3 protein-coding genes are annotated in these 3,604 nt (G+C 64.5%); all 3 read left to right on the top strand.

Annotation, left to right across the window (positions count from 1 at the left end):
• The coding region (locus tag J7E68_RS10075; protein WP_251048858.1) for a helix-turn-helix domain-containing protein at positions 1 to 575 on the top strand (575 nt) is incomplete at its 5' end.
• Positions 576 to 1,069: 494 nt separating this feature from the next.
• Complete coding sequence (dnaN, locus tag J7E68_RS10070) at positions 1,070 to 2,212, top strand: DNA polymerase III subunit beta (RefSeq protein WP_215172200.1); 1,143 nt, start codon at positions 1,070 to 1,072, stop codon at positions 2,210 to 2,212.
• A gap of 63 nt (positions 2,213 to 2,275) precedes the next feature.
• Positions 2,276 to 3,436, top strand: coding sequence for a DNA replication/repair protein RecF (recF, locus tag J7E68_RS10065; RefSeq protein WP_215172198.1), 1,161 nt, complete (start codon positions 2,276 to 2,278; stop codon positions 3,434 to 3,436).
• The last annotated feature ends 168 nt before the right edge of the window (positions 3,437 to 3,604 follow it).

Raw genomic sequence — 3,604 nt, 5'->3', positions numbered from 1 at the left:
AGGACAGGATGCGCAGCCGGTTCGAGTGGGGTCTGATCCTCGACGTCCAGGCTCCCGACCTCGAGACCCGCATCGCCATCCTCCGCAAGAAGGCCCAGAGCGAGGCGCTGCACATTCCCGACGAAGTCCTCGAGTACATCGCCACGGTGGTCTCCTCGAACATCCGAGAGCTCGAAGGTGCGCTCATCCGCGTGTCCGCGTTCGCGAGCCTGAACCGCTCGGCGCTCGACATCTCGCTGGCTCAGACCGTGCTGCGCGACATCATCGACACGGCCGAGGACAACATCATCTCGCCGACCGACATCATCACCGCCACCGCGCAGTACTTCAAGCTGACGGTCGACGACCTGTACGGCTCGAGCAGATCGCAGCAGATCGCCACGTCACGGCAGATCGCCATGTATCTGTGTCGGGAGCGCACGAGCCTGTCTCTGCCCAAGATCGGACAGCTCTTCGGCAACCGCGATCACACCACGGTCATGTACGCGTACAAGAAGATCAGCGAGCTCATGAAGGAGCGACGTTCGATCTACAACCAGGTCACCGAGATCACCACGCAACTCGGTCGCCGCTGAGTTCGCGCTCGCTCTTTCAGAAGGGGCCACTGCATCCGCACGGGTGCTGTGGCCCCTTCTCGCGTCTCCGCGAGGCATATGACGGGTCGGATCGATGCCAGTTTGCACATGTGGATAACTTGTGGATGGATCGCCTCGACATCGGGACGAATGTGGGGGAAACGACTCAACCTGTGGATAACCTCGGGAGACCGCTGGGACCTCGGGACCCTCTCCACCCGCGTATTCCTCAGGGATTCCACAACTGACAACCGTGTAGTTCCCTACTCGCGTCTGCTTTCCACCGAGTTATCCACAGTATCCACAGGTGTTAACACCGTTAAGGAGTTAATTCATTTCAAGGGCGATCCGATCACCAGACGGTGGGGAAAGTCCGACGGGCCCGAGGTTCGGACCGGTCGTAGGGATCCGCCCTGTCGTGGGGCTAGCATGGGAAGCCCTGCACCGGCAGGGACGATGACGACACGTCTCAGAACGACGACAAGGGAGCACCAGTGAGGTTTCAGGTCAACCGCGATGTCTTCAGCGAGGCTGTGTCATTCGTCGTCAAGCTTCTTCCGCAGCGCAATCCGCAGCCGATCCTCGCCGGAGTCCTGATCGAGGCCGACGCCTCCGGACTCACGCTCTCGGCCTTCGACTACGAAGCGTCGGCGCGCACGACCATCGAGGCGACGGTCGACACCCCCGGCACGATCCTCGTCCACGGCCGTCTGCTCTCCGACATCGCGAGCCGTCTTCCGAACGCTCCGATCGAGATCGCCGTCGAGGACGACGGCAGCATCACCGTCACCTGCGGATCCGCGCGCTTCACGCTCGCCGCCATGCCGGTCGAGGAATATCCGTCCATCCCCGAGGTCTCCGGGTCGTCCGGAGTCGTGCCGGCCGATGATTTCGGTACCGCGATCTCGCAGGTCGGTTTCGCCGCGTCTCGCGACGATGTCACCCCGGTGCTCACCGGAGTGCAGCTCGAGGTCTCGGGCCAGAGCCTCAGCCTCGTGGCGACCGACCGCTACCGCGTCTCGCTCCGTGACGTGCCGTGGGACGGCGAAGCCGTCGAGACCAGTGCACTCGTCCCGGCACGCACGCTGCTCGAAGTCGGAAAGACCTTCGGTCACGCAGGCACGATCCAGATCGCATTCTCCGGAGCCGGAGACCGCGAGATCATCGCCTTCACCGCCGGGAACAAGACCGTCACGTCGCTGCTGATCAAGGGAAACTTCCCGCCCGTCCGCCGACTCTTCCCCGAGCAGACCGAGCACTACGCCGTCGTCAACACCGCCGATCTCGTCGAGGCTGTACGACGCGTCTCGCTCGTGCTCGATCGCGCCGCTCCCCTGCGTTTCACGTTCTCCGCCGACGGCGTCACCATGGATGCATCGGGCAGCGAGCACGCTCGAGCCTCGGAGTCGGTCGACGCGATCCTCAACGGCGGCGACGAGGTCACTCTCGGTCTCAACCCGCAGTACCTGATCGAGGCACTCGGCGCTGTGAAGAGCGAGTTCGTCCGCGTGACGTTCACCTCGAGCGACAATGCCAACAAGCTCAGCCCTGTGCTGATCACGAGCCAGACCTCGGTCGACCAGGCAGGGCTCGACTCGTTCAAGTACCTGCTGCAGCCCAACCTGCTGCTGCGCTGATCCTTCGACGAGCGCGTTCCGCGCGACGGCGGCAGTGTCAGACCCCGAAGGTAGGCTGACACCGTGATTGTGGAGCACCTGAGTCTGGTCGATTTCCGCAACTACGCGACCGCTGATCTCGCCCTTCACCGCGGTCCGAACGTGCTGGTCGGGCGCAACGGTCAGGGAAAGACGAATCTGGCCGAAGCCGTCGTGTTCCTCGCGACGCTCGGCTCGCATCGCGTGTCCTCCGATGCCCCGATGGTGCGCGAAGGCCAGGATTTCGCGATCATCCGCGCTCGGCTGTCGCACGGTGAGCGACGCGTGCTCGTCGAGGTCCAGCTCAACAAGCAGGGGTCGAACAAGGCGCGCATCAACGGATCGCCCTCGAAGACGAACGAGCTTCCGCGCTACGCGCATGTCGTGCTGTTCGCTCCCGAAGATCTGCAGATCGTCCGCGGTGATCCGTCTGCCCGTCGGCGATTCGTCGACCAGCTGCTCATCCAGCGCACTCCGCGTATGTCGTCGGTGCTCGCCGACTACGACCGGGTCCTCAAACAGCGCAACGCACTGCTGAAGTCGGCTCGCGCCCGCGGGATCAAGGGCGAGGGACTCAGCACGCTCGATGTGTGGGACGACAAGCTCGTCTCTCTCGGGGCCGAGATCATCACCGCTCGGCAACGTCTCGCGGCAGACCTGCAGCAGCCTGTCGCCGAGGCTTACGCGGCGATCGCCGGCGAAGATCATCGCCCTCAGCTCGACTGGGCGCTGTCGGTTCGGGGCGCGGATCCGGAAGAGGGCGTCGATGCTCCGGCCGAGTCCACCGGTGACATCGCCGAGATGTTCCATGCCGCCCTGCTCGCGAAGCGCTCGAATGAGCTCGATCGGGGTCTCACGCTCACGGGTCCGCATCGCGACGACCTGGTGCTCCGCGTTCGCGGTCTGCCTGTCAAGGGCTACGCCTCACACGGCGAATCGTGGTCCGTCGCTCTCGCTCTGCGCCTCGCCTCCGCAGAACTGCTGCGCAGCGAATCACCCGCAGGAGACCCGGTGCTCATCCTCGACGACGTGTTCGCCGAACTCGATGCCGATCGTCGTCAGCGCCTGGCCGCGCTGACCTCCGGTTACGAGCAGGTGGTGGTGACCGCTGCCGTGGAGGAAGATATCCCCGAGGTCCTGCACGCCCATGTGGTCCGGATCTCTGCAGGCACCATCAGCGACGAGAGAGAGGTCTCGGATGACTGACATCGCCGCCGTTCCAGCCCCGGAGGCACCTGATGCCCCCGAGACCGTGGCCACCTATCTACGTCTTCGCGGACTGCAGCCCAGCTCGAAGACCTGGAAGCGCAAGCGTCGCATCGTCACCGACGACGACCACGCCCCGTTCACGCCGGGGCGCGACCCCGGATCGCT

The organism is Microbacterium sp. ISL-103, assembly GCF_018613995.1.
In the GTDB taxonomy this organism is placed as follows: domain Bacteria; phylum Actinomycetota; class Actinomycetes; order Actinomycetales; family Microbacteriaceae; genus Microbacterium.
Note: the sequence above shows the minus strand (reverse complement) of the source record. Positions and strands in the feature narration are given on the sequence as shown.